Here is a 25848-nt window from a genome sequence, read left to right as displayed (position 1 = left end):
TCCTTAGTAAAAATAAAATTTTATGGCTTTTGGAGGAAAATATATGCCCAAAAAAGTTCTCTTGTTTACAGATTTGGGAATTGATGATGCGTTTGCTATTCTGTACACCTTTTTTCGTAATGATATCCAACTTGTGGGGATTGTAGCTGATTATGGAAATGTATCGAGAGAGAATGCTATAAAAAATATTAACTATTTGAAGTATATTTCGGGAAGAAAAGAGATACCCGTATTTCTCGGTGCTTCTGTACCTTTAACAGGTATATTGGTTCAATATTTTCCTGAAGTACATGGAAAAGTAGGACTAGGACCTATCATTCCACCTGAAATCCCTTATCCAATTTATCCCATGAATGATATTTACAAAATTATAAACTCAAATTTAGACGATCTTACAATTATCAATTTGGGAAGACTTTCCTCATTGGCTACGTCATTTATTTTGAATTTAGAAGCAATGCGGAATGTGAAAGAATACATTTGCATGGGTGGAGCCTTTTTTTACCCCGGAAACGTGACTGCTGTGGCTGAAGCTAACTTTTACGCAGACCCTTATGCAGCAAACTTAATTCTGCAGCATGCGAAGAATTTGACAATTATTCCATTAAACGTCACCCAACACGCGATTGTTACACCTGAAATGGTTCAACAAATTGATGCATTTCACCGGAATACACAAGACCTTGCAGGACTCATCATCAAACCTATGTTAGACTACTACTATAATTTCTACTCTAAATCGAATCCTGGCATAGGAGGAAGCCCTATGCATGATTTTGTAACAATATGGTATTTGTTGAATCCAGATGCAGTTCGTCTGTCAAAAGTGCCCATCAAAGTAATTCCCGATCAAGGAGAAGGATTTGGTCAAAGTATCGCAGACTTTCGTTTTGTGACAAATCCAGGTTATAAAACACATAATATCGCTTTTCAGTTCAATTATGAAAGATTTAAGAGAGATATTATGGAAACATTTTTAAGGAAAAGACTATAGCATATCCTAAGTAAAGATAAAAATACATATTTAAAAAAGAATTATTTATAGTTGGATGTATTGTAGTTGCTATGAGTTTACTAAAATAGAACTTCCTATATCGAGAATTATGTAAATAAGCTGCCTATATGGGCAGCTTATTTTATTTTTGGCTTAGCGTGGTTTTTTCCGAAATGCTGGCTATACCAATACTAGATTTAATTTAAGATTTACAAACTATTAATCAAAGAAATTATTCAATTCCTTACTCATTACGTTCGATGTTCTGGGCTTTGGTTTCTCATTTTTATTAAGCAGCGACTGCGTAGTATTATTCTTATTTTTTTGATGAGATTTTAAGTGCTCTTGGCGTTCTTTATAACTCATAGGTTTATATTCTGGTTGCTTCTCATCATTTTTCGAATGCTCTTCTCTATTTTTTTCTAAGTTTTCTTGTACCGTAATACTAATAGATTCGTAAACTTTTGCTACATCTTCATCTAGCTTGTTTTCTTCGATATGATTAAGCGTTTCTTCAATTGGAACCGTGTTGATTTCTACATGTGTTTCTTCTAGCTCTGTTATTGTAACGGGAAGTGAAGTAGATTCTATACTTGTTTCTGCAGTTCCTATCATTGTAACGGGAAGTCCATCAGATGGGAATTCTTCAAACAATGGTTCGGTCTCAACAGGAATCACGGAATGAATAATGGAATCTTTATTCCAATCTTGCTCTAACATAGTAATAGATAATTCTTTGTTTAGTTCTGCTACCTCCATGTTTATTTCATAGCATTCTTCCATAGGAGGTAATGCTATATCTATGGTTTCTTTAATATCTTCTTTCACGGCCGGTTCTTTTATTTCAGAGCTTATACTTTCTACATGTGTTTCTTCTGCTATAACAGGCAGTTCACCATTTCGTTGTAGGGCATCTATTAATCTCGATGCACGTGTATAACTAATTTTAAATGTGTCTTGTAGTACAGATACAGAGATACTTTCCGATTCCTTCACAAAACTTAAAATATCGTCGTATAGAATATCCTTAAAGGAGCTAGTTTCCTCTTGTTCGATTCCTTCGCCTTCAATTGGAATTGCTACTTCCTGTGGAATAGTATTATCAGGTGAATGGGTAGTAGTAACACTTGTTGTTTCTGGCATACTACTATTATTTGAAATTAATACTTTACGAGGTCCATCCCCTGTGTATGAACTTACAACTAGATTTTGTTCTAACTTCTCAATATATTGCATAGATTTCATATAGCTAATCTTGAATTTTCTTTGCAGAAGAGATGGCGAGACTTGTTGTGATTCGATAATAAATTCTTTAATATCTTCATACAACTTATTTTCAACTTCATCATCAACATTTTCCTGCTGGCTCATTGCTGCGGGATCATTTGGTAAGGTTTCATTTTGAGACTTGTGTCCCTTATAATCCTCCAATGATACAATGTGTTGATGCTCCCTGTTTGTTTCCATGGAGTTATTCTGTTCAATCTCACCTTCTTGGATAGATGGTAATGGTTGTATTTTCTTCATGTTTTCTGCATCCACATGCTTCATAGGATTAGCTTTTTCTATAGATTCATTAATAAGACGAAGACGCTCATTTTCCCAATATTCCCCTGTTTTTGTATCTACTTGAATGATCGCTTGGGCGAATTCTTCTTTTGGTACAAAGTTACTTGTGATTTGTTGTACAGGTTGCACATGATTATCTTGTACGATACGAGCAGCACAGATGAATGCACCTTGTGCCATGATATCTCCTGGTGACATAACAACTTCTTTCGTTTTTTGATAAGTTGATCCTAGTCGACTAACTGGATTCTCTTGCATAGGGGAAATGCCCTGTTCGGATTCTGCCTCTTTAAATTCCTCTTTCTCACCAAACATGTCAGAGAAAATTTTTGCATCATATGGTGTTACATCTCCAAATATCATTTTGTTACGGAATGAACCTAATAAAGTAAACATGTATTGTTCTGTGAAGTCGAGAGCTAATTGTGATAGCGTTTGGCTAGCGATTGTTAAAATCACTTTATATTTACGAGATTGTGCAGGGAATTCTTTAAACGGCCGCACAACATAATCCGGGAACTCATCGACAATTATGTGATGGTAAGGTGAGACGTTTGGTTCTCTACGGAATACCGCATTCTGCATACTTAATAATACAAATTTTCCCAATACGTTAGAAAGGTCTGCTAATTCCCCTTTTGCAGTGTTAACAAGTAGAATGCCACCCTGCTCTAAATGGACATCGAAATCAAAATCGGATTTTCCAAATAAAACACGTCGTATTAAGACGTTTGACGCCAAATCTTTTAATATGTTGCGTAAACCTTTTACATATTCTTCTTCTCTGTCATAATGCATTGGTTGTCCGCGGTATTTTCCTGATTTATAAACGGCTGGTTCACCTTGAAAATCCATTTTTTCACGAATGGTATTATCAAACCACTCGTCAATACCTTTTATAATTTTATATTCATTTTTTTGGTCACGTGAAGCAGCTCCACTTTGAACAAAATCATATAACTTTTCGACCTGTACCTTTAATAGTTTATGCATACGGTGAACACGTTCTACATCGTCGTACATCTCAATTAAATCATCGAAGGTGACATCTTTTTGTGGATTGTGAAGCTTTAATAAATAGATATGTTGTTTAAGGTGGTTACGTTGCGCTTGTTCAAAGAATGCATTATTAGATTCAGACAAACCTTGAATAACCATTGCGAAAACCTCTGCAACTTTATCAACTGGTCCCCGCAGAATGTTTATATTCTTGGTATCGGGATTAGTTGGATCAATGTAATAAACTGAGCTTGCTGGGATCTTATGTGCTTGTACCAATTTAAATACTTTTTGACATAAATCATTACTGGGTTCAATAACAGTGACACCATTTAAAAATGTTCCTTTTACTTCTTCTGTATCATAATCATTCTTTTTATAAGCAGTTTCAAACTTATTTATGAAACGCACCATCCAGTGTAAATCTTGATTTATCATAGGAATAATTAAACTTGATGTTTTACCAGAACCAATTGGCCCAATAATAATTCCATTTAACGTTCTATCTTTCCCTTTAATTCGGACCATTTCTTTATGTTCAATATGCGGTCCAATTTCTACATCAGGATATATTTGTTCTTCTTGGCTATTAAACCATTTTTGTAATTTGTGATTTTTATATTCGTATTTTTGTACCCACTGTAATATCTCTTCTCGGTAACGAACAATATGCCCACTATACCAAAGTGTAAACAAAATCATAAATACTGTTGGTAAAAATACAAAAATCATAGTGAGTGTGTGAAAATTGCCTGTTAAGACATGACCTAAGGCTTCATACTCACCAAAATTAAGATGTTTTGATTTATCGGTAAGATAAGGAATAACCTTTGCATGGATCGGAGCAGTTGCAAACCATAAAAATTGAATATCAACCGCAATATGAGAAGCAATCAAAATTATTAATTTACCATTCTCTACATGCAAAGCTGGAATACGACTATAAAACCTAAAGCTAAATTCTCCTAGTAGCAAAGAGAAGAACATTAAAATAAGCGGTACATATGTAATTTCTATAGGATAAGACGGTGGTTCAAATGCATAGTAGAGTAACTTGATGTAGTTTACTAAACCGAATCCAAACGAAAGAATGAATCCGCTAATTAAACCGATAGTAGTAAATAACGGTAATCGTTGTTTAAATGTCTCCATATAGGCTCACCTACTTCTTACAGATACAGTTGAGCTTTATGTTTAAATTGGAATCGATTATTAAATTTTGGTGGGAATAGTTCCTTTGATTTTTCGAGAAAGAATTTTGCTGCATCTTCAGTTTGTTTTAAATATAAATCAATACTCTCTCTTTCACAGAGTTGATTGTATTCTTCTTGAGAAAGTACCGCGATATTTATCTCAATTTTTTTATCTGTTGCCGTTTCAATTATGACATCGTACCAATAGAAATTTGGTTTCCCTGGAATTTGGATATCTTGTAGAGAAACACTAAACGTTGCCCCCTCTTCTGTAATATGATTAAGGACTAGTTCCGGGTTTTTAAATGCTTCTCTAGCAGAGAGCACTCCCCCAGTAGTAGTAGTTGCATATTGTAAATCCATTTTGATTTTCCACCTTTCTCCATATAAAAAAAGGCAAGCGACACCCACTGTAAAAACAGCGTGTGTCGCTTGCCTTAATTTCATATGTTCTGATTTGATTGTAGTTTTTTGTGTTTAGTTCAAACGTAATTCTATCACCTTAAACAATAAAAATCAATAAAATTGTATAAAAGTATATAAAAAATTAACGATTAATATAATTCAACAAGCTTACGTCTTTTCGGATGTATGTTATTTGCAGTACGTGCCATGATCTGTTCATCTGCGTCGATAGTAACATCTTCATTTTGGAGGGATAGCAGTAATACGTTGTCATACGTGTCCATTAAAAGTATATCTCTAGTCTTTTTGCGCTTTGGATAAATTACAACAAGTGGCACCCCTTCATCACCTTCTCTTCTTGAAAACACAACATCGTCTAATCTAGCAATCATTCGGTAATCATTTTCATTCCCAAAAATAAAGAAGAAATCTTGCATTACATCTTTATCTCTCTTATACGTTCGTCTAAGACCACCATCAATTTTCTCTTTAAATGTTTGAACTGTTTCAACAAATGCATAGCGCCAATCGGCATCTCCTACTGTACGTTTAGATAAAGGTAAGAGAATATCTTGTTCAAAGTTTTGATTATCATCTATTCCTAGAAGAATATCTGAAATAACATCCCCAGCTTCTTTCAAAGAGCAGATGTGCATATTTAGGTTTGGTAGATTCATTAAATGTTCATGATATTCTCGCATAGAAAATAAGAGATTTTTCATACGTACGTATGGAGGTTCTGCATCTTCTGCAAGGAACATCGACTTGTCATACATAACAAAAACAACAGTTATATTCTTAGTGTTTTTTTGTGCATATTCAATATACTTCCCAACCTTTTCAACTAAGGTAGCATTGGTTTCTTTACACATATCCATTTCAATGTAAATATTTTTGTCTTTATATGAAATGTGTTCATCAGGAATTAGAAGTAAACCTGCATCTTCAATTTCTGTTTTCTTTTGTTTTTGATGATATGAGCGAATATCTAACTCACATAATATCTTATTCGTATTGGTCTTTTTCGACACTTCTAAAAGTGTGCGTACTAATATTTCTCGTGAGCAGAGTGTATGTAGTGAGATTGACGAAGAATATCTACGTTTTGAAGATCCTGCAGGAATCCTTCCTAATTCTTGAAGGTAATCAACCATTCTATCTTTTAAGGAGAATGTCGCACGTCTGGTTATGCTGTCATCTCTTTTATCAATTTTTTTAGTCAGGATAGCACCATATTTTGAAAAACGATTAAGTTTCGTAAACACACTATCCTCAGAAAAATCTCTACCCTCAAATGCACTATAAAGCTGAGTAATTTGTCGTGTAGTAAGATGCCTTTTGTAATATAAAAATGTAAATACAAATATATCGACCTCTTTTAAACGAAAGGATTTCTGTGTACCTTTGCTTGTATATTTATACGTTGTACTTTTCATTATATGCAACTCCATAACTCGAATTTATTTTCAATAAATAACAACCATTTCTATATATCTTATTACAGCAAAATTTAGTTGTAAATTATTAAAAGTTTAAGCTGAATTTGCGTTAATCTAGATACTAAAACTCGTACGCTGAAGTTTGGATTACTTCTCTTCCTAAAATTTCGCTAGAAACATTGATTTATATAGTCTTTCGGTTCTTTTAAAATTGTTCGGACGGAAGACATGTTTTAACCGAACAATTTTTTTAAGGTTCAAGTATTGGATTAAAATCGTTAGGACGGCCTAACAATTTATTTAAACAATTACATTATATAAAGACATGTTACACATACAGAAAATATAATAGATTAATCACTTGTGCATTGTAGTTTCTTTTTGCTATTGAAATAGAAAAAGACCGACAAAATTATATTTGTCGGTCTTTTGTTTAGAATGATAATTTCTTCTTTGCTGGTTGTGAATCGTCAGCAACTTCTACTTCAGGTTCAGCACCAAAATTCAATTTTTTCTTTTTAGGTTTTTCTTCTTGTACTGAATCATCGAATGCAAAAAGTTTATTTAAAACAGCATTGGATTTCTTAGAATTAGCTTGCTCACGTTCTTCTTTAATTCTCGTAATCTCATCAATAATATCACTCACACGTTTTGGCAATGGTAGTCCTGCAACAACTGAATAGAATTTTACTATATCCTCTTCTTTTTTTGTTGTATGTTTATTAACGTATGGAGCTATAGGACGTTCATCTACATATGGAGTTCTTTCTTTTAAGAAGTTTTCCATTTGATTAAGGAATGAGAAGTTGTATAATCGCCCTGCTCGCAGCGGTGATGTAACGATAGATAGCGCGCTTTTTTTAGCACTTTCTAGCTCTTCTCTTTCTGTATCGTATAAAACGCCTTTTTCTAGTGCGTTACCTAATTGAGTCAAGTAACCTAGCGGGTTTTCAGTGTCTAATTGATTTGATTTTAGTTCTAATTTTGCTAATGATAAAACGCCTGGTGTATTAATTACTTGAGCAAATTCACTCGCATCAAAATGTGTATCTGAAAACGGTGTAAATGATGAAGTAACTAGGTTAATCTCATGTAATGCATCAGCAATATATTTGTTACTATAGCTAGTATATTCGTTTGCTAAAGCACTTGGATTTTCCTCTTCAAATTTTCTATATAGTTTAGCGTTATCTATTAATACAATTGAGCCAAAAGCTTCTTGGTTCATAGCAATACTACGAATGCGTGAAGTTGCGTTTTCTAATACTTTTAAAGCCTCAGCATCACGTGGTAAAGTCAGTAACAATCCAAAATTGTAATCATGTTCATAGAGCATTTCAATAGCCTTTAATAGAGCACCAGTTCCTGTTCCTCCACCTAGACCACACGTAATCCAAATAAAATCACGATCTTCAAATTCCTGTTTTACCGCTTCGAAAATCTTTGTTTCATGCTTTACAAATGCTTCCTCTCCAACCTGTGGATTACGAGCTGCACCTTGTTCATATCCTTCTAACTGTATTTTACGGACGTTCCCTGTGTTTTTAATCTCAATTTTATTAAAATCTTGACTATTTGTATTAACAAGAATCGCACGATATGGGTATTTGTTATTTTTAATTTGTGTTTCTTTATTTGCGCACTCTGCTGCGATTGCACATCCACCCATACCTAGTCCTAAGAATCCAAATTTCAAACTAATATTTCCTTGGCTTTCGATTTCTGAAAAATTGCCTGCCATATGTATATCCTCCTCAAATATATATTTTAGTTGTTTTTCTCAACTCGTTTTTCCAGTTCCTTAATTAAAACATTTCCTAGATCTGTTACGTCATAAATTCGAACACGTCCTATTGCTTTGAAAGATATTAACCCTGCTCCTTCAAGTCTTGCAGTCATAATATCTAAAGCATATCGCGATGGAAGTATTTTTTTACCCTCATAATCTTTTTCATTCTCAATTTGATAGTCTTTATGATATTGGTTGATATAATCCCATAACTTTTCTTTGTTCATTGCGCCCTCGGCGTATAGCACACGTAAAGCCCAAATCCCATCATTTAAATTCTCACAAAGCACATCAATAATTTCACTACTACTCATTGATATATTAGACAATAATTTCACACCACCTTTAATAAATAATAAATTTTATCTATAGGTACAAAAAGACAAGATAATTATACGGAATTTAATACCGTTATAAAAGCCGTAAATACTTCGGTATATATTTCCGAAGTATTGTATGTACTAACTATAATACATCTACGGATGATAATCAAGAATCTTATTAAATCAATACTTTAAATACTTCCGTAATAATTACCGTAATTAATATTTTAATTGTTACGCATTTATTACGGTAATAAACACTGTAATGAATACGTAATGATTATAAAAGATGCATTTTAATAAGTGAAAATCCATGTAAAATTTTTAGTTCAGTTCACAGAATTTTAAGGTGATTTTGTACATAATCAAGTGTTAATCACGCTCACCCGACTAATCACCGCTCGATAACATAGGTATTATTGGTATGCAGCTAAATAAATGAGCAGTGAATGATTGAGTGATCAGGTATAAAAGTCCATGATATTTTATGTAATCTACAAAGGGGTTCTTTTAGTTTCTATAGAATTTTTATATAATGTATTATAGGACAGGCATCATATAGTTAGGTGGTGAGCAAATGATTGATGAACAGTTAAGCGATGGTTATTATCGCGTATCTGAAGTAGCAACCATGCTTGATATTCCTGAAAGTACTCTTCGTAGATGGTTGAATGATTTCGATGAGTACTTGAACATAAAAAAAGAACGCCAACTTAAATATGTTCATGAGGATAGTATTGATACAGTAAAAAAGATTAAACATTATTATTCTGAGTCAAAGAAAAAGCACGAAATTGTTGGGCTTTTAGATATGGATCCGACGGTTATTCGCAATGTTTATGCTGAAGATGTTGACGGTGATGGTGAACCAAAAGAAACATCACTAGTTAAAGCACAACAGGTCAATCCAGACTTTATAGAAGCTTTGACGGAAAAAATTACTGAGGAAGTTACAGCTAAAGTGACTGAAGAATTAACAAAACAAAATATGGAATTCTTCGCTGCGGTGGCTAAACAAAGTCAGGATAATTTCGATAGAATCAATAAGCGATTAGAGGAACGTGACGAAAAGTTAATGAGTACTATACGATTAATTCAAGAACAAAAAAGTGCTAATGCTCAGCGACAAGAGAATACTGAACAAAAAGGCGGCTTTTTCTCTAAGCTTTTTGGAAAAAAATAAAAAGGCTATCATTTGATAGCCTTTTTATTTTGCTTATTCTTAATATCATTTCAAAAGCTTAGTTCATTGATTATCAATATGATTCATTCACAGCTATTGTTTTACACTTATAATAATCATAGAACTTAGGTTTATTTTGCTATACAAAGAGTTTTCTAATTCTATTTCTTCCAATCTGTGAACTACCCGCCACTTAACGTCCTAATGGACTGTTTGAAGTGGTGGCTTCTCGGTTAGTCGTTACTTTTGATAGCTAACGAATTTGTCCTAAGACAACCGAGCTAACCCCCTCGTTCCAAGGGTTATTTTATTGCTATCTATGCCAACGCTAATAGGCGTATTGCTTCATTTTTGATATTGATAGCTGCGTTATAATCTCTATCAAGATTTACACCACATATACAAGAATATACTCGCTCAGACAATGACATGTTTTTCACATTTCCACAACTGCTACATGTTTTTGTGGAAGGAAACCATTTGTCTATTTTCATAAGTTGTTTGCCTTGTTCGTGTAGTTTATAAGCTAAAAAAGAAGTGAACATACCCCAAGCATTATCAGCGACGCTTTTTCCAAAATGAAGTGCTTGCGACATGCCTTTCATATTTAGATCTTCAATAGCTACAACATCAAAATGAGTAGCTAACTCTTTAGACTTATGATGAAGGAAGTTCTTACGTTGGTTCGCTACTTTTTCATGTAACTTAGCTACACGGATACGTTGTTTATTCCAACGAATAGAACCTTTTGTTCTTCTTGATAATACTCGTTGTGCCTTTGCTAATCGGTCTAACATTTCACGATAGAACTTAGGATAATTGGCTCTCTCATCCTCAGAACTAACGTATAATCGATCCATCGCAAAGTCTAATCCAACAACTGTTTCTACTTCATTTTGTACAATCTCTTTTTCGTATTCAGTCAAGATAGACACATAGTATTTACCAGTAGGTGTCATAGAAATCGTACATGACTTGATTACATGGTCTTGTGGTATTTCTCTATGCTGCTTGATACGTACCATTTTCAGTTTTGGCAATTTAATATGACCGTTAAGCAACATAATATTTCCGTTCACTACATTCGTTGTATAAGACTTTCTGTCTTTTTTGCTTTTGAATGTTGGGAAGTCATTTTGACCACGAAAGAAATTCTTATAGGCAGTTTGCAAGTTTAGTTGAGCATTTGCCAGTGCTAATGAATCAACTTCTTTTAACCACTCAAATTCTGCTTTGTATTTCGCAGGAGTGGGAAGCTTTTGTTTCTTTAGTTGTTCCTTATCATCTTTGTGTTTTTCATACGCTTCTTTCCGTTCGGCTAACATTCTGTTATACACGAAACGTACACAACCGAAGGTTTTACGCATAAGATGTGCTTGGTCTCCTGTTGGATACAAACGGAATTTATATGCTTTATTATGCTTTGTCATATCATTTCACCTCACTTTTCACTTTGATTTTCAATATATTTTTTTACTACGTCTATTGATGAACCACCAGTAGTTAGTAAGCAAAAACCTCTTGACCAAAACATCTCTTTCAATAGTTTCATACTACTTAATTAGTAGTATGAAACTATTTTTATATTAATCATAAAAAAACAGTTTATTCTTATTCAAAACTTACACCTTCACTCGATCACTCAACCATTCGCTAATCATTCATTCTAAAATAGTAATATGATTGACCGGTGATTAATTGACTGATTACAATTAGGTTTAATGCAATGAAATCAACCGTTCAATCACCACTCAACCTACATACGAAATAACAGTATTTACACACGAGTGACTGGTGATTAGTTGGGTGATTTAAGGTGTGGATAATGAAAAATGTGCCATTAATGCGCTTTATCGATGATATTTTGTTAATTGAGCGACAATCAGGCGGTTGATCAGAGGCTGTTTAAGTTGTTCTTACTTATTGTGAATTGACTTTTGATTGAGCGGTGCTCAACGAGGTGTTTGAGTGGTGGTTATTTATACATAGTCATTTAGCAAAGGTCATACTTTTGAAAAAATCACCTTGCAACCATGGGAAAAACTATATATGATGTAGTTACTTTATATTTTTGTATTTTTTTAGATACAAATTTATTAATAATAAAATATTTATATAATAAAAAATAAAATATAAAAAAGCAAAAAAAGGTTCATCAGCCCAATGAAATAGCGCCAACTACTTCATTGTGGTACACCGCACAAAAATCCCAAAAGAAATTTTCAATCGACCGCGGTAAACAAAGCCAATAAACCTTTTTATTTTGCATGAAATTATAAGATAATTTTACTGTATCTTATGTATTTGTGCAACTTAAAAAGGGGATTTCTTGCGTAATTTTAGGCATTGTTTACCGTTGTTATACAAGTATTACTCTTTTAAGAGAGTAGTATTTTTGTATCCGTGGTATGACAGTGCCTTTTTCTGCTCTTTCGAAAGGAGTTAGCAACATTATGCATACGCAAATGGCTTTTTCCCAACAGAACTTTAAAGTTCATGGGGTTAAATTTTTTGATGGACTATTAAACATCGTAAAACTAGAAAATGAAAGAAAAGAGTTACCATCTTCAGCTTTAGCTACTTACATCTTGCTTCACTTTGAATGCAATGATATAGGAATGCTACCACGTGAATTTCAAATAATGGATCTTGCTAAGAAAAGTGGGATTCCCTACACAACAATTTATACAGGGTTTCAAGTTTGTTTGGAGCGTAGACTCGTAAAAGAAACACCTGTTGGAAATCGTACTGTATATGAAATTGTAGATTATGCGTTGTATAACCACACTACTGCAGAAACTGCAAAGATGACAGGCATATCGCTATCGTATTTCCGTATTCCATTTCACCTAATTCAAACAACGATAATGAGTAGTCTAGTAAAGGCTCGTGATAATAGAGGGATTATATTCCTTTTAGATTTAATCAATACTTTTTCAAGAAAAGTAGGTATGGAACATTATAAACATAAAATTGAGGAGTTTCAGATTACAAGAAAGATGTCTTCCTTAAAAAGGAGATTAAATCGTAATGCAAAGAAAGTAAGACACTACATAGAAATTATTAACCCCATCGTGCAATTTACTGCAATCGATTCTAAAGAGAAGAAATCTAATGAAACAAGAATTACTAGTGCAAGGAAACAGGTAAAACAAATCATCATTGAGAAGTTCAACGTTGTATTTTCTTCAAACTGCGTAATTGAGAATGATAAAAAAGAATTACATAGACCAGTAGCGAAGTGCAGAAAAGAAGCGGTGTCTCGTTTGAAACATATGGGACAGGTGTTACGTAAAAAAGATAAAGAAAATATAATGACTGCATTTAGACAAGAAATTGTTGATATCGCAATCTATTTACCGACGAAACAAAAACAAAGTGAATTATTAATTTACGCAATGACTTATGCATTAGATCAAGTGGAAAGTTGTTTGAAAGAGCAAGAAATATTCTCTATTCCAGCATTTATGCGTGTAAAGTTTAGAGAGTCCTGGATAGGTTTTAAGGAAAAAAACTTGTCTACAGGGGAAAAACACGATGCAATGATAAATTATCATAAGAAGAATGGTGTTTATCCGGAATTTATGTGATTTTAAAAAAATATATATGGAAACCCTTGTTAAAAAGTTACTTAAAAGCAAGGGTTATTTGGCATGTTCTTTAATTTGAAGACATGCTTTTTTATTTAGGAAAATATATCTATTAGCATTTTTACGGAAGCATATAATTGATTTACGTTATGTTTGGTTACGACTCAGTATGTTCATAATTCGATTCAATACTTGTGGTTATCTTAGTAATATGATTCTAACCTTGTGAATTCTTAGTAATATGGTATTTAACTTCTTAATTTGTGATTTCTATGATGTAGAGCTTGTATGTAATGGGGATATTACGATAGTGAATTTAGCTTAATATCCAGGAACGTATGTAATACAAGGCTTTAGAGGTGTTTGCTGAATCTCTTTATAATTAATGATTGAGTTTAGTTATATATATTTCTTGTTGTTTTTATATAAAATACTTGGATTATTTATATTTAATTACTTGTATTTTTTTAAATTAAATACATAGAAAAATAGAAAGAAGGAATAAATATAAGTTTACAAGGAGGTAATTAATCTATTGACTTTTAAAATTCATAGAGGTATTCTTATACGTGAACTACAATTAATTAAGAGAAATATACAAATTAATAGATTTAATTTCTAGCTAAACGGACACACCGAAGGCACATAACCTGCCATCGGTGTGTCTTTTTTTTGTATAAATAACAATAAAAAGGGAGAATTTGAAGCTATGAACGAAATTGTGAACATGAGTAAAGAACGATTTACAAAGTATTGTGAGGAGAATGCAGCATTTGAAGAGGATATTAGTCGCATTATTAATCACTACTTTTTATTACTAGGGAATAAGGCAAATATCTTACAGGAAAGAGAATTTAATAACGAAATTGAAGAAAAAACGTTTAAAAATAATGTGAAACGTTTTGAAACTCTATTCCCTGCAGCTGTTAAAAATGCATTTTTAAAAGGATATCAATTATGCCTTGAGTTTATAAATCATCCTGAAACGCAAATTCCTGAGAATCTATATACTGATCCGAATTTTATAAAAGATATTCCTTTTGCCTTAGCAAATGCATCTGAATATGAATTGTACGAAATCATTCGTACAGATGAAACACAGGAATTTAGTGTATTTGCTATACGAACATATGAAGGGATTCGTCCATTGTTAGAACAAGTATTTTGCGAAGTTGCATTCACTGGTGCTGAATATGCTTTTGAACATGAGCGAATGGAAAAAGGAATTGAATTAAAGAAAGGTAATAGTACCTCGTTAACCAAAGTTCCTGTAGATCGTCTTTTCGCGATTACGCCTTCTGTTAATGGAGTTGTTGTACATGCGGAAGAACATTGCGAGATTTGGAATTTAAATTGGAATAGCAAAGTAACAATTAATGATCCTTTTATTGAGCTTGCTGAGGTTACGTTTATTCATCAAACAAAAGATATGATTCAAAAAAATATTGAAGATGGTGTTTTATACTACAGCATTCTTTATCTTGGTACACCTTTACATGAGATACAAGATCGATTAGAAATACGAGTAAAGCTAAATTCTGATTTTGGAGCTCCACGTACAATGGAACAAGTTGAAATTGAGTATATTTTGAATGAGATTATTGGGAAGGTTCATCTTGAGGCACAAATTCCAATTGAAAACATGATTTTAATCCAACGTTAGATTTTGTAGGAGGTTAACTATGGTGAAAAAAATCGTTTTAGCTATTAGTGATACTGTATATACGGCATATTTACGTGAGGATTTTATTGGTGCGGGATTTGAAGTAGCTGATAGTGATGTGATGCATATCAAGTATCTAGATGAAATTCTAGATACAGAACAGCCCGATATTCTATGTATTAATGACAAACGATTAAATATTGATGCGGGACATGAAGAGAAACGTGAATTGATTATCTTACAGAAACTAAGAGATATTCGCTTTAATCGAGATATTCGTATTGTGGTATTTACAGAGCGTGAAAATGATGATGAGTTTTTGGCGAAACTGATTTATCTAGGTATCTATGACATTTTTAACTCTCGTAGAATTGATATTGATAATAAAGTTATCCCGCAGCTGCTACAGGAGTCGGATATTAAAAATGTAGCAGAAATTGTAGGCGCAAGTCAGGCACCACAACAAACAAAGTTACCCGAAGTTCCTGTTGATGAGGAAGAAGAGGAAGTATCAAGTGAATTAGAGGAAGGTGGCAACAATGAAGCTTCCTCTAACTCCAAGAAACTATTTAAAAACAATCAAAAGCGTAAGTCTGTTCCAGGTGAGTCACAAAAAGCACCTATTATAAAAAAACAATATAAATTGGCTTTTGAGCCGGTATATGAAAAACAAATAGGTATTGCTATTCCGAGAAGAACAATTGTTGTGGCCAGCATGAACAAAAGAAGTGGTGCAACTTTTGTTTCACATCTTTTAGCTGCTTACTTAAATGAACTACAGATTGATGTGAACTATATAGAGAATCTATATGATGATGGATATACGTATCCTTTATTAAAGGGATATACAGAAGCACCAGAAAACTATCGTAGTGAATTTATGTTACAGCGATATAAGGAGATGCTACAGAAGGAATCTGATATATTATCAATTCCAAAATGGAAGCAAGGAAGAATAAATTATATCGTAAAGAATCCTATAGTGGACCAAGAGCTGAAAAACGAAACAGAGCAGGACTTTGACCATTTTATTAAGGTATTATTGGCTAACCAAGAAGCGCCTATATCTATTATTGATGCGGGGTACGATTGGGATAAAGATTTATACCATGAAATATGTGAAATGGCAGATTTTATTTTCTTTGTAGCAGAACCAGATCTGCATCAATTGTTAAAGATAGCGCATCCTCTTACACAAAAGGAGAGAAAACTTGTTTCTTACTTAGTTTTAGAGAAAACGAGAATTATTGGGAATAAGTTTTCTACTGCACTTTTAAAGCATGAAGTAGTAGAAGAATGTTTTGGCGATAAGGTATTAACTGCTTTAGCACCATATGAGATAGAGGATGTATTTGAATCTCAATTAAAAAGTAGTACGTTACTATCTAGTCGGAACTATTATAAAGAGCTTGAAGGAATAATGAAGGAAATAGCAGAGTTATTACTGCCAAACCAATTGTTGAATCAAAAGAAAAGTTCCATTTTAAGTGGATTTCGATTTCGGAAGTCTGAAAATTAAGGAGGGGTGAAGAAAGATGCAAAAATTTATTATAGGGGCCGCCTCAATATTATTATTTGTTGGCTGTTTATTCTTAATGACAGATATGATTATTGGAGATACAACACACACAGATAATAAGTCTGCATCAGAACGCGCTGGAAGTACAGCAATGGATAAAGCCGTAAAAGTAGGTGTTTTACGAGCGCAAGAAGAAATTGCTATTGAACCAGGTATCGCAAAGAAAGAATTTGAAAAGTCTTATAAACAAAATGCAACATTTAAGGATCCTGCATCAAAACGAGAGTTTTCTGTACATGCTGTACAAGAGCAACCTGCAATGATTGCGGTTGAAGGAGAAGCGGAAGCTGCTAGTTATACGAAACAATTTGATGAAAAGAAAGGTAACATTAAGAGTAACGCAAGACACATATTTATTTATGAAGCAGATTCTGACAACAAGAAAGCTGGAGGAAACGTGAAATAAATAAGAAAAAGTAGGTGTGTAAGAAATGCAAAATACAGTAACAACAGCGCTTTTTCTAACGCTTTCTTTATTATTGATAACTCTTATACCAGAAGGTGTACTGTATGGAATGCAGTTAGTAAAAGCACATGATTTTGCTTCTAGTACAGTAGAGTTAGCAGAACAAACAGGTGGTTTTCAGTACACATATGAAGGAAAAAACGTAAATCTAATTCCTGATATAGAGAAGAAAATGAAAGAGCAGAATATGGATGGATGGAAATATGAATATACTAAAGGGCGCGTGGATCATAATCAGCCGTTAAATTTTAAGATAAAAGCTGAACATCACTTCTTTATTTTTAAAATGATAGGGATTGATAGTGTGAAAGCACCAATATGGGCTAACAAAGATGGAATGGGACAAATCTATTTCCGTTGAGAATATCAATATATATAAAGAGTTAAAAACTATACTGAAAAGTGTAGTTTTTTTACTAGAAATAAATATTTATAAATAAATATATAAAAATACTTTACAAGCCTATTTCTATATGGTAATATTTTCCATATAGAACAGCGGTTATAAAAAAACGCTAATTTATAAATTTATATGTTAAAGTATCTGGATTTTATATTTAAATTCGATACAATAAAGGAATCTATTAAAAAACTAATATACTTGGAGGAACAAACAATGGCTAACAAATTTTTAAAAACAGCAACAGCATTAACAATTATGGGTACATCATTACTAGGAGCAGGAGCATTTACTGCTAAGGCTGATAACACAGACTCATTAAAATTCAGTGATGTTCCAGCAAATCACTGGTCTACAAAAGCAATTTATGATTTAACAAATCGTAAAGTAGTACAAGGATACGGAAATAATATCTTTGGTTTTGGTGACAATGTAACTCGTGGGCAAGTTGCTCGTATGATTTATATGTACGTTAAACCAGCAGATGCAGATGCTAGCTTCAAAAATCCATTTACAGATATTAGAGGACACATGTTTGAAAAAGAAATTAGAGCACTTGCTAAAGCAGGTCTAGTAAATGGTTATGGTGAAGGGAAATTCGGTCCAGATGATGTCTTAACTCGTGAACAAATGGCGCAAGTACTTACAAATGCTTTCAAGTTCAAAGCTACTAAGACAACTTCCTTTACTGATGTTGATAAAAACTCATGGGCATTAAAAGCAATTAGTGCATTAGAAGAAAATGGCGTTACTATTGGTACAGGAGGTAAAATGTATTCACCATATGCACATGTAACTCGTGAACAATATAGCCAGTTCTTATATAACTCTATTAATGCAGTAGAAAAAGAGACTAAACCAGAAGTGAAGCCAGATCCAAAATCTGAAACAAAACCAGAAGAAAAGCCAGAAGTGAAGCCAGATCCAAAACCTGAAACGAAACCAGAAGAAAAACCAGAAGTGAAGCCAGACCCAAAACCTGAAACAAAACCAGAAGAAAAGCCAGAAGTGAAGCCAGATCCAAAACCTGAAACGAAACTAGAAGAAAAACCAGAAGTGAAGCCAGACCCAAAACCTGAAACAAAACCAGAAGAAAAACCAGAAGTGAAGCCAGATCCAAAACCTGAAACGAAACCAGAAGAAAAACCAGAAGTGAAGCCAGACCCAAAACCTGAAACAAAACCAGAAGAAAAACCAGATACAAATTTACCATCAAGTATAGATAAAGGTTTAGTTACAGAGGAAGTTACGTATAATCCAAACGCTATGAAAAACCCGATTGCTCAAAAATCCATTTCTACAGAAGCGCAAAATCTTATTAAGAGTGTGAATAGTAAATATGGTACTAACCTTAAGTATGCAGATATAAATGGAACAATTAGACTGGTTGATAAAAATATGTACTTACCAGAAGGTACAATTGGGGCACAAGTCTACGTTAATGCAACTAGTGAGAATGATTTTAAAATTATTTTCTTAGATAATAACGAAGCAACTATTGAATTAGCTAAAAAGTGGACTACGATGTTAAATTCTGATTTAGTTCTAGATAAAGAAATTCAAGAAACTGTAGATGCTCAAGAAATTAATAACTTTGAAAAAGGAAAATATAAAATTCGTGTAGGGCATTCTACAGCTGACCACATGATGTACATTCAAGTACGTGTATAATATCATTGCAATTCAATGTTTCATTTGATATATTGAAATATGTAATATAACAATTAATAAATAAATTTGATTTATTTACGTAAAGGACACACCTTACGTACCTCCCAAGGTACAGGTGTGTCCTTTTTTATGTTTAAAGGAGGGATTTTATGAAACTGAGTAAAAAAGTATTATTAACCTGTACTTCTTTAGTTTTGTTATTACCGTCAGTAGCAAGTGCAGGAAATAGTGATGTACCATTTTATGATGGAAATGAAACTACGATTTTAGCGTCAGACGAATTACAATTGAAAGGAAAACTACTTAGGTCTGGAAGTAGATATAAGCCAAAAGAGTTCGACTATAAAGCCGATATACATTTTCCTGCTGTTTATAATGGTTCTTTTAATTGGGGGAATCCAAGGGAAAACCTTATCCAAAATGAAGACCATTCAGATCCTTATGTGCGTATATCAAATGACGGCTATATTAACCCTTCAGTTGTAGTGGGAGATAGAATGGTAACTGAAGTGGAGAGAATTACAAATAGCATAATTACAGATAAATATTGGGGCAACCCTCAGTTTGTTTTAAAAAATTTAATTCCACATAAGATTACAAATAAAGAATCCTTTGAATCTTATGGACATTTCTATTGGATTAGGGACATTGCATATCTTTCTGGTGGATATGCAGGGGCTGGTGGTGTAAATGATGTGAATAGGTATAGCTTGTGGTATGTGCGCACAAGTAAACCTCAAATAAAAGATTTTAAAGCTACTAGTGGGCCAAAAGATATACCCGTAAAATTTACATTTAACGGTTTTGAATATGTAAGTAAAAATAAAGGATACAATGACCGAGATCCTAATGGAACAACAATAAACCCTTATCAAAAAGCTGCTGGAGAACGGAACCGAGTTAAATGGATGTTAGATATTACAAAAGATGGCGAAACCGTGTATCATCAAGAAAATTATCTACGTTCAACTCCGCAAAAAGATAATCAAAAACCAAATGAAGGTGATGCAGGGCAATTTAAGTCAGAAGAACTAAAGTGGCAGCCACAAATGTGTGGCCGATATACTGCAAAAATTAAAGTCATTGATGCTGTTCAAAGGGAGTCAAATGAGAAAACTGTTGATTTCACCATAAATGGTAACTGTGGTACAGAAGTAACACCTAATCCAGATCCAGGTGCTGAAGATGATTTTAAATATAAAATCGATTTCTCTGCTGACCGAATAGAAGGAGAAACAGCAAGAGAAGGAAAGAATATAAAAACAAGAATAGATGTATCACGTGATAATTTTAAACCAGAACGTGACCAATATAGAGCAAAGGTAAATAACAATATTAATAAGTCCGAGCAAGCGGTAAATAGTTCTGAATCCGATAGAGATAGTGCGCAGTCTAGTCTTAGTTATTGCCGTCGTAATCCAATTCATGAGGTAGATGCAGAAGGGAACCATCACTATTACGATAGAGACTGCTCTTGGGAAGAAAATAGATTAGATAGTGCAGCAAGTAGGTTAGATACAGCAAGGCAGAAGTTAGAAAAAGAGAAAAATAAAATTAAAAAGTTAGATGAGCTAGAAGCGAAGTATGCAAATCCTGAAACGGTAGTTGTGCTCAAGCATAACGGACAACAAGTAGCGACACAAAAGGTAAGGTTAACTGAAGGAGAAAAGAAAACATTGAACCTTGGCTGGCAACATAAGGGGAAAGGAACAATTCAGGCAGAAATTAACCCTGCTGGTAACCGATTAGATATAGAAGAAACCACATACAAAAATAATCCTATTAAAACAGCTATCTATTCACCATCTCATGAAAAAGGAATGTGCGGAGTAACGAGTGTAAAAGGTGTGGTAGAAACAGTAAGTGAACGTGTGTCAAAAGAGGACACAGTGGGAGAAATGTTCTATGAAACATTAAGTGGAAGTATTGATAATTTAGAACCATCTAAGCTCCATGCGGGGTATGGTTATTCTTATGAAGTTAATGGGAAATACAAAAATGATTGGAATACTAATTATCCAGGTGTATTTACAAAAGCAACGGCACAGTATCCATTTGCAGATGAAGGACTAAAAACAGCATATGATTTAGAGAGTGTTTCTAATAATGGCTTAACATCTAAATTCCTACCTAAAAATATGTATTTGTCTGAAGTAACAGGACATGTCTTTGATAGTAAAAGACCAACTAAGTCTTTATATTGGGATGGTAAGGAAAAAATTATTGATGGCCAACGAAAATGGTATGCGCCATTAAAAACAAAAGATAGAAAATATTCGTTCAATGTTGAAACAAACCCAGCAGGTGTGAATGAAATGAGTTTGTGCCTGACAGATGAAGTGGAAATTAAAGGTGTTGCGTACGATGATTTTAAAAAGAGAAGGGTGCTTGCGGATCTTCCATTCCCTGTGCAAACACCAGGTTGGAATTGGGTTGGAAAGGAAAAAATTATTACTGATTTATCAAATTGGTACTATATGAAGAATAGAAATTAGATTAATAGTATTGTATAATGACTTGAATCGACAAAAGTATATAATCCTTCTTGAACTAGTAGCTGAATGGATAAACCAAAGGCACACCCCTTAATGGGGTGTGCCTTTTTTCATAGAAAGGGGAAATTTGAGTGGATAAAAAGAAAAAGCAGCGTGTGAGACGAGTGATTTTTCTTGGAGTAATCGCAATGATAGTATCAATATATATTGGAAATGAATTTCAAGATCGAAATGGGACAAGTTATGCTCCTGCAAGATATTTTGAGACGGGAACAAAGCTTGTTTCATTCTAAAAGTCTAATAAATAATAAAAAGAAAAAAGAGACAGCAGTTATATAATGCTGTCTCTTTTTAGGAGAATGGGATCAGGAGAAATTACCTATCCCTTTCTTTTTGAAGATGGGTTTTAAATCCCATGCAAACTCTTTCTTTTCAGTACCTGTTGAACCCAAAATTCCTTTATAGTAGAATCTATCGGCATCTTCTGTTTTATCAAAATTATAAATATAAGCACGCGTTTTAGATTCTCCAGGCTTTAATTTAACATCTCCAGTTTCAAATGCCTCTCTCACCGGAAATCCTGATAAGTTTTTATCGTTCAATCTAAAATCAGTAAATGGAGCTTCTTTCTCTATATTCCCTTTATTTGTAGCTGTAAAACTAATAATAACAAGATAATCTTTAGCAGGTCTAAGTGTCATATTAAAATCAGGAGAGGGATTGTATTTGTATTCCAGTGACTTTTCAACATCTGAAATTTGAAATTCAATATCTTCCATAGTTATAGATTTATTGTATTTTATCATTTTATAAGACTCATTATTTTGATTGCTTGATTTACTTTCCGGTCCACTTTGAGTTTCCTTCTTTTGAGTTGTTTCATTATCATTTGAACACCCAGAAATTAACATTAAAATCATTGATATTAGAACAATAAAAACATTTTTCCGCAAATTAATATCCTACTTTCTTTATATATGGTTATTAGTATTATAACTATATATAATTCGATTTACAATGTATATTAAAAAGGAATGAATAATGGAGAATAGAATACATGACATGTACAATAGTTGATGTTATAATAAGTGTAGAAGTATTATAATAATAGTTTTTGCATAAACTAAAGAAGACGAGATGCTCCAACATCTCGCCTTATGTAACTGTTACCGCAAGGTGGCTAGTTGCTAAAAAAAGTTTATTTTTTCTTAGAACCGCCCTTCACTGAACTGGACCCGAAAAGTTAGACATATATTTAAGCAGCTAATAAGGATTGAATTCTGTATTTTACAGGAGGCAATCCTTTTAATTTTGCCTTAATCCTTTTATTATTGTAATAATAAATATAATTCTCTAGTTCTTCCCTAAAGTGTTCCATACTTTCAAAATCTTTAAGATAAAGTAATTCAGATTTTAATAAGCCAAAGAAATTTTCAATGACTGCATTATCTAAGCAATTTCCCTTACGGGACATACTTTGAGTTATATTATTTTCTCTTAAAATATATTGATATCTATCCATTTGATAGTGCCAACCTTGATCTGAATGAAGGATAGGAGTATCTTCTTTATCCAAGCATTTTAAAGCCTTATCTAACATCCTTTCGACTAGAAGGAATGTAGGGCGTTTCTCAATATTATAGGAAATAATCTCACCATTAAACAAGTCTAGAATAGGAGATAGGTAGAGTTTTTCACCAAACAAATGAACTTCAGTAACATCTGTAACCCACTTTTCATTAGGCTTAGAGGCCTTGAAATCACGCTTCAAGACATTTGGCGCTACCTTCCCAACCTTCCCGCGATAAGAGCGGTATTTAGTGATTCTTACCAACGATTTTAACCCTAATTGATTCATTAAGCGAAGGACGGTTTTGTGGTTAATGGTATAGCCCTGATTACGTAATTCAAGTGTGATACGCCTATAGCCATATCGCCCTTGGTGTTCCTGAAAAATCTGCTTAATACTTTCTTTAACCTCGTTATATTTATCTTCACGACTCATTTGTTTCACCCAGTAATAATATGTACTACGAGCCATTTCAGCCGCTTTAATCAAGTCGATAATTTTATATTCATGCCTTAACTCATATATTATGTGTGCTTTGTCTTTTTCAGAGATTGTTGTTTTTGTTGAATTAAGGCGTGTAACTTTTTTAAATAAGCATTTTCCATGCGTAAGTATTCAATTTCTTTTTGTAAATCATTTTGAGAGTTAATATTTTGTTTTTTCTTAGGTGCAATAGCCTGTTTCTTCTTCACAGTGGAGTACCCCTTACTTGTTTTACGAAGAGCATCTATCCCCTGTGATTCTAGCATTGATCGCCACTTCCTAACGGTACGAGGAGATGGAACGTTGAACATAGCGGCCGCTTGTAGGGGCGAAGCTCCTGTATTGTTCATAAAATTCAATACTTCCATTTTAAACTGAATGTCATACCTTGTACATTTAGAGTTTAAGGACTCTATTCCTTGTTCTCTAGTACGTGCCACCCACTCTTTTAATAACGATATACTGACTTGATATTTTTTGGCAGTCACTTTAAAAGAATCATTTGTATTTAAATAATGTTCAACGGCATTTTTTTTTAATTCGAATTTATATTTTCTAGACATAATAAAACCGCACCTCCAATTGTTAGTTATTTGTCTAACAAATTGGGTGCGGTTCACACACGCTTGCAGGCATTGTGGGTGGTTCTTTTCGTTTTTCGTCGCTTTTTTTGTGTTTTCTTCCAAGACATTGAGAGGTATTTACCTACTCGTTTTGCAAAAAACACAGCGACTTCTCTAGCAATTACTTTTAAAATTTCAATTGCTATTATGAAAAGTATTTCCATGCGATCACCTCCTTTCTCCATAAAATGAAAGAGAAAGGATAGCAACCAACCACCCTGAAATATTCAGTTACGTTATATTCATTATACCATATTTACGGGTGGGTTAATAGCTTAAAAACCTTGATATGACAATGTTTTTAAGGGTTTTTGAGTTTTGAAATCAGAGGTTTGAAATGGTAAAAATAATATTTTTTTTAGAAATGATTGACATATAACTCTATATATCATAATATTGAAATTGTAATATTAAAGAAACCAAATCCAACATTTTCATATAGACTTTAGATTAGCTAAAAGGACACACCTAAGGCGCATTATGCCATAGGTGTGTCCTTTTTTTGCGTTTAAAGGCTACATAAGGAGGAATACAAAAATTGAAGCCATCTAAGTTTCAAAAGAAGCAGATTGTTGCGGTAGGTCTAGCCGCTGCAACAGTAGCGGGTATCTATGGATACAATCATTTCGCAGTAGAAAATGCTGTAAAACCAACAAAGATTGTTGTAGCCGCAAAGGATATACCTGCACATACAGAAATTAAAGAAGACATGCTAGTGGAACGAACTTTACCTGGTGATGCGATTCCCCCAAATGCATTACGTGTAAATAAAAAAGAGGTTGTAGGTAAGTGGACAAATGATGGGCAACCCATTACAGAAAATAGCTATCTCTTTAAAAACAAAGTAGTAAAGAAAGAGGAGTTACCGGACTCTGCTATTTTAAATTTGAAAGATGGAGAAGTTGCTTTCCCGTTACTCGTTGATTTGGAAACAAGTTCAGGGAATAGTATTATCCCAAACACGTATGTGGACTTGTATTTCAAACAAGTTGTGAAAGAAGGAGACAATGAGAAGGTTGTCTTTGGTGGTCTGTTCCAACGTGTACGTGTGACGGCTGCAAAAGATAGCAATACAGAAGATGCATTTGTGCTAGAAAAGAAAGAATCAAAAGAGGAACAAGAAGGAAAACAAAAGCCTAAAGTAACGCGATTATACACACTGGCTGTTTCCCCTGAACAACTTCAATACTTAAATCGTGCAAAAACACTTGGAGATGTCATTCCTGTTGCAGTTGGACAAAAGGTGGAGCAAACAGGGAAAGAATTAGAACCAGCTGAAGGATTCTCACAAATATCTGATCAAAAGAACATTTTAGACTATGTAGAGAAGCATTCGACTAATCCAATTTCTAAAAATGTAAAAGAGTATGTAGCACAGTATCTGAATGAATCTAAGTAAGAAAGGGGTTATTAA

Annotated in this window: 20 protein-coding genes and 1 pseudogene; 11 read left to right on the top strand and 10 right to left on the bottom strand. The window is 33.4% G+C overall.

The window, feature by feature from the left end:
- The first annotated feature begins 43 nt into the window (after window positions 1–43).
- Complete coding sequence (locus J0835_RS27565) at window positions 44–994, top strand: nucleoside hydrolase (protein ID WP_046199663.1); 951 nt, start codon at window positions 44–46, stop codon at window positions 992–994.
- A 219-nt stretch (window positions 995–1213) separates the two neighbouring features.
- Here the strand turns inward: J0835_RS27565 and J0835_RS27560 are convergent, their stop codons facing one another.
- The 5 genes from J0835_RS27560 to J0835_RS27540 form a co-directional block, all read right to left on the bottom strand.
- Window positions 1214–4714 carry a DNA translocase FtsK gene (locus tag J0835_RS27560; protein WP_046199614.1) on the bottom strand — a complete coding sequence of 1167 codons (3501 nt, stop codon included), beginning with the start codon at window positions 4712–4714 and terminating at the stop codon, window positions 1214–1216.
- A gap of 17 nt (window positions 4715–4731) precedes the next feature.
- The gene (locus J0835_RS27555; protein ID WP_080450312.1) at window positions 4732–5202 is read right to left on the bottom strand and encodes a hypothetical protein; all 471 of its coding nucleotides are present in this window, start codon (window positions 5200–5202) and stop codon (window positions 4732–4734) included.
- Window positions 5203–5309: 107 nt separating this feature from the next.
- Window positions 5310–6596, bottom strand: a complete 1287-nt coding sequence (locus tag J0835_RS27550) for a replication-relaxation family protein (RefSeq protein ID WP_046199612.1) — start codon at window positions 6594–6596, stop codon at window positions 5310–5312.
- 436 nt (window positions 6597–7032) lie between these two features.
- Window positions 7033–8340, bottom strand: coding sequence for a plasmid replication protein RepX (gene repX / locus J0835_RS27545; protein WP_000918313.1), 1308 nt, complete (start codon window positions 8338–8340; stop codon window positions 7033–7035).
- Window positions 8341–8366: 26 nt separating this feature from the next.
- Complete coding sequence (locus J0835_RS27540; protein ID WP_000098927.1) at window positions 8367–8702, bottom strand: hypothetical protein; 336 nt, start codon at window positions 8700–8702, stop codon at window positions 8367–8369.
- A gap of 586 nt (window positions 8703–9288) precedes the next feature.
- On the opposite strand from J0835_RS27540, the gene J0835_RS27535 reads away from it, so the two are divergent.
- A complete protein-coding gene (locus J0835_RS27535) occupies window positions 9289–9894 on the top strand; it encodes a DUF3967 domain-containing protein (RefSeq protein WP_000564666.1) in 606 nt (201 codons plus the stop codon).
- A gap of 317 nt (window positions 9895–10211) precedes the next feature.
- On the opposite strand, the gene J0835_RS27530 is transcribed toward J0835_RS27535, so the two are convergent.
- Window positions 10212–11324 (bottom strand): RNA-guided endonuclease TnpB family protein, encoded by a 1113-nt coding sequence (locus tag J0835_RS27530; RefSeq protein ID WP_000160678.1) that lies wholly within the window; start codon window positions 11322–11324, stop codon window positions 10212–10214.
- An 11-nt stretch (window positions 11325–11335) separates the two neighbouring features.
- Window positions 11336–11443, bottom strand: a pseudogene (locus J0835_RS27525) (transposase); the annotation flags it as partial.
- Between the two features lie 904 nt (window positions 11444–12347).
- Between J0835_RS27525 and J0835_RS27520 the strand changes: the two are divergent.
- The 8 genes from J0835_RS27520 (at window position 12348) to J0835_RS27485 (ending at window position 22051) form a co-directional block, all read left to right on the top strand.
- The gene (locus J0835_RS27520; protein WP_046199611.1) at window positions 12348–13484 is read left to right on the top strand and encodes a hypothetical protein; all 1137 of its coding nucleotides are present in this window, start codon (window positions 12348–12350) and stop codon (window positions 13482–13484) included.
- A gap of 709 nt (window positions 13485–14193) precedes the next feature.
- Window positions 14194–15147, top strand: a complete 954-nt coding sequence (locus J0835_RS27515; RefSeq protein WP_001002940.1) for a hypothetical protein — start codon at window positions 14194–14196, stop codon at window positions 15145–15147.
- Window positions 15148–15166: 19 nt separating this feature from the next.
- A complete protein-coding gene (locus J0835_RS27510; protein ID WP_000239320.1) occupies window positions 15167–16666 on the top strand; it encodes a hypothetical protein in 1500 nt (499 codons plus the stop codon).
- A 16-nt stretch (window positions 16667–16682) separates the two neighbouring features.
- The gene (locus tag J0835_RS27505) at window positions 16683–17132 is read left to right on the top strand and encodes a hypothetical protein (RefSeq protein WP_001168864.1); all 450 of its coding nucleotides are present in this window, start codon (window positions 16683–16685) and stop codon (window positions 17130–17132) included.
- 25 nt (window positions 17133–17157) lie between these two features.
- Complete coding sequence (locus tag J0835_RS27500; protein ID WP_001181745.1) at window positions 17158–17553, top strand: DUF4320 family protein; 396 nt, start codon at window positions 17158–17160, stop codon at window positions 17551–17553.
- Window positions 17554–17808: 255 nt separating this feature from the next.
- Window positions 17809–19263: an S-layer homology domain-containing protein gene (locus tag J0835_RS27495; protein ID WP_123805312.1), complete on the top strand. Its 1455-nt coding sequence runs from the start codon at window positions 17809–17811 to the stop codon at window positions 19261–19263.
- A gap of 149 nt (window positions 19264–19412) precedes the next feature.
- Window positions 19413–21758 (top strand): hypothetical protein, encoded by a 2346-nt coding sequence (locus J0835_RS27490; protein ID WP_076855985.1) that lies wholly within the window; start codon window positions 19413–19415, stop codon window positions 21756–21758.
- A 131-nt stretch (window positions 21759–21889) separates the two neighbouring features.
- Window positions 21890–22051, top strand: coding sequence for a hypothetical protein (locus J0835_RS27485; RefSeq protein WP_042512131.1), 162 nt, complete (start codon window positions 21890–21892; stop codon window positions 22049–22051).
- 72 nt (window positions 22052–22123) lie between these two features.
- Here J0835_RS27485 and J0835_RS27480 read toward each other — a convergent pair whose 3' ends face one another.
- The 3 genes from J0835_RS27480 to J0835_RS27470 all read right to left on the bottom strand — a co-directional run bounded on the left by J0835_RS27480 (window position 22124) and on the right by J0835_RS27470 (window position 24598).
- The gene (locus J0835_RS27480) at window positions 22124–22711 is read right to left on the bottom strand and encodes a hypothetical protein (RefSeq protein WP_076855984.1); all 588 of its coding nucleotides are present in this window, start codon (window positions 22709–22711) and stop codon (window positions 22124–22126) included.
- Between the two features lie 302 nt (window positions 22712–23013).
- Window positions 23014–24374 (bottom strand): IS3-like element ISBce15 family transposase gene (locus J0835_RS27475; protein WP_123805311.1). Its coding sequence is split into 2 segments (ribosomal slippage): window positions 23014–23918 and window positions 23918–24374, totalling 1362 coding nucleotides; the frame shifts between segments, so codons are not numbered across the junction.
- Window positions 24375–24427: 53 nt separating this feature from the next.
- A complete protein-coding gene (locus J0835_RS27470) occupies window positions 24428–24598 on the bottom strand; it encodes a hypothetical protein (RefSeq protein WP_179099179.1) in 171 nt (56 codons plus the stop codon).
- Window positions 24599–24972: 374 nt separating this feature from the next.
- Between J0835_RS27470 and cpaB the strand changes: the two genes are divergently transcribed.
- On the top strand, window positions 24973–25833 hold the full coding sequence (gene cpaB / locus J0835_RS27465) for a Flp pilus assembly protein CpaB (protein WP_000804792.1): 861 nt from the start codon (window positions 24973–24975) through the stop codon (window positions 25831–25833).
- The last annotated feature ends 15 nt before the right edge of the window (window positions 25834–25848 follow it).

Source organism: Bacillus cereus group sp. Sample62 (assembly GCF_036851315.1).
GTDB lineage: Bacteria > Bacillota > Bacilli > Bacillales > Bacillaceae_G > Bacillus_A > Bacillus_A wiedmannii.
Note: the sequence above shows the minus strand (reverse complement) of the source record. Positions and strands in the feature narration are given on the sequence as shown.

What these genes read in the sequence shown, in the direction of transcription:
- repX (WP_000918313.1), bottom strand. Translation starts at nt 8,340, where the DNA reads ATGGCAGGCAATTTTTCAGAAATCGAAAGCCAAGGAAATATTAGTTTG.
- J0835_RS27550 (WP_046199612.1), bottom strand. Translation starts at nt 6,596, where the DNA reads ATGAAAAGTACAACGTATAAATATACAAGCAAAGGTACACAGAAATCC.
- J0835_RS27490 (WP_076855985.1), top strand. Translation starts at nt 19,413, where the DNA reads ATGAAACTGAGTAAAAAAGTATTATTAACCTGTACTTCTTTAGTTTTG.
- J0835_RS27495 (WP_123805312.1), top strand. Translation starts at nt 17,809, where the DNA reads ATGGCTAACAAATTTTTAAAAACAGCAACAGCATTAACAATTATGGGT.
- J0835_RS27565 (WP_046199663.1), top strand. Translation starts at nt 44, where the DNA reads ATGCCCAAAAAAGTTCTCTTGTTTACAGATTTGGGAATTGATGATGCG.
- J0835_RS27540 (WP_000098927.1), bottom strand. Translation starts at nt 8,702, where the DNA reads ATGAGTAGTAGTGAAATTATTGATGTGCTTTGTGAGAATTTAAATGAT.
- J0835_RS27560 (WP_046199614.1), bottom strand. Translation starts at nt 4,714, where the DNA reads ATGGAGACATTTAAACAACGATTACCGTTATTTACTACTATCGGTTTA.
- J0835_RS27555 (WP_080450312.1), bottom strand. Translation starts at nt 5,202, where the DNA reads ATGAAATTAAGGCAAGCGACACACGCTGTTTTTACAGTGGGTGTCGCT.
- J0835_RS27535 (WP_000564666.1), top strand. Translation starts at nt 9,289, where the DNA reads ATGATTGATGAACAGTTAAGCGATGGTTATTATCGCGTATCTGAAGTA.
- J0835_RS27505 (WP_001168864.1), top strand. Translation starts at nt 16,683, where the DNA reads ATGCAAAAATTTATTATAGGGGCCGCCTCAATATTATTATTTGTTGGC.
- J0835_RS27530 (WP_000160678.1), bottom strand. Translation starts at nt 11,324, where the DNA reads ATGACAAAGCATAATAAAGCATATAAATTCCGTTTGTATCCAACAGGA.
- J0835_RS27470 (WP_179099179.1), bottom strand. Translation starts at nt 24,598, where the DNA reads ATGGAAATACTTTTCATAATAGCAATTGAAATTTTAAAAGTAATTGCT.
- J0835_RS27510 (WP_000239320.1), top strand. Translation starts at nt 15,167, where the DNA reads ATGGTGAAAAAAATCGTTTTAGCTATTAGTGATACTGTATATACGGCA.
- J0835_RS27515 (WP_001002940.1), top strand. Translation starts at nt 14,194, where the DNA reads ATGAACGAAATTGTGAACATGAGTAAAGAACGATTTACAAAGTATTGT.
- J0835_RS27520 (WP_046199611.1), top strand. Translation starts at nt 12,348, where the DNA reads ATGCATACGCAAATGGCTTTTTCCCAACAGAACTTTAAAGTTCATGGG.
- J0835_RS27500 (WP_001181745.1), top strand. Translation starts at nt 17,158, where the DNA reads ATGCAAAATACAGTAACAACAGCGCTTTTTCTAACGCTTTCTTTATTA.